Here is a 1,474-nt window from a genome sequence, read left to right as displayed (position 1 = left end):
GACGGTGCCGGGTCGCTCGGCGCGTCGAGCGCCGCGGTCGCGACGCCGCCGACCAGCACGACCGTGATCGCGACGAGCAACACGCCCGCGACGGGTGCGATTCCGCGACCGTCGCGACGAACGACTGGTGACACGGCGGTGGTGGTGCGGGTTCGTACATAAGGAGTCGCACGCCGGGGGGAGACTCAGTTCGGGAGGACACTCACTCGTCGCCGATCGGTCTCGGCGTCGGGAGCGGGTCGATGTCGCCGACGACGACGACGCGGGGCTCGTCGACGACCGTGATGCGGTACGTCTCGGACGGGGAGAGCGTCCGGACGACGCCGGCCGCGTTCGTCGTGCCGATAGCCTGACTGTCGCCGTCGCCGATGGACTTGGTGACGGTGACGTTGGGGACGGGCTCGCCCGTCTCGTCGTCGAGGACGGTGACGGTCACCGGGCCGCCGGGGTAGGTCCGCTCGACGGTGACGTTGAACCCGTCGCCGCTCTCCGAGACCGACTCGCTGTCGGGGAACGCGGCCAGCTCGATCCGTTGGTGTTCGACGAACACCCGCTCTGTCCCGCCGCTGACGAAGGTGCGGAGGGTGCCGAACTCGTGGGGGATCGTGATCCGCTGGACCGCGCCTGCGCCGAACGCGTCCGGCTCGCGGAGCGCCGTCGTCTCGGGGTACGCGGCCTCGGTCACTTCGATCGCCAGATCGTTCGAGATGGGGCCGCCGCCGCGGTCCCAGCGGTCCGTCCGGAAGACCTCGCGGACGTACTCGCCGTCGACGACGGTCGCGAGCACGACCGTTCCCTGACTCGACGCGACGTACATGTCGGTCGGGGGCGACTGTCCCCTGGCGGTCGCGAGGGCCTGCTCGCGGACGGGTCCCTCGTACACCTGTAGCGCCACCTGAAGCTCGTCGAGCCGACTGGGCGAGCTGAAGCCGTCCGTCGCCTCGGCGAGCGCGTCGATCTCGTCGAGCCGCTCGTCGTACTCGCGGGCGATCGCGGCCACGCGGACGAGTTCGTCGACCAGTTCGCGGTCGGACACCTCCCCGGCCGCGTGCGCGGCGAAGGCGTTCGCCTGCCGACTTTCGAGTGCGACCTCCGCGCGCTCGATCCGGTTGATCTCCGCGAGGATGTGCTGTTGCCGCTCGACGGTCGATTCAGCGCCTTCGATCCGACGAACGACGGCCGCGGTCTCCACCGCGGCGTCGGTGTCCGCGGTCGCGAACCCGAGCGACGAACCGAGGTCGGGACCGCGCGCGTACGCGCTGACGCGCGTCTCCGCACCCGCCGGCGTCGACAGGGTGCGGAACGTGAGGTTCGCTCGGTCGACCTGCGGCGTCGACGTCTGCTCGGTGACGGGCGACGACGAACCGGCGACAGCGTCAGAACCGGCAAGAGCGGGCGAGTCGGCGACAGCGCCCAAACCGGGTGGAACGGCCGAACCGCCGGACGACGGGGCCGAGCCCGGCGCGGCGACGGT

General features: G+C 71.4%; 1 protein-coding gene. It reads right to left on the bottom strand.

Going from position 1 to position 1,474, the window contains the following annotated elements:
- Positions 1-202 precede the first annotated feature (202 nt).
- The coding region (locus BN903_RS06460; protein ID WP_394296246.1) for a hypothetical protein at positions 203-1,474 on the bottom strand (1,272 nt) is incomplete at its 5' end.

It is taken from the genome of Halorubrum sp. AJ67, assembly GCF_000513435.1.
This window is presented reverse-complemented; position numbering and strand designations above follow the sequence as displayed.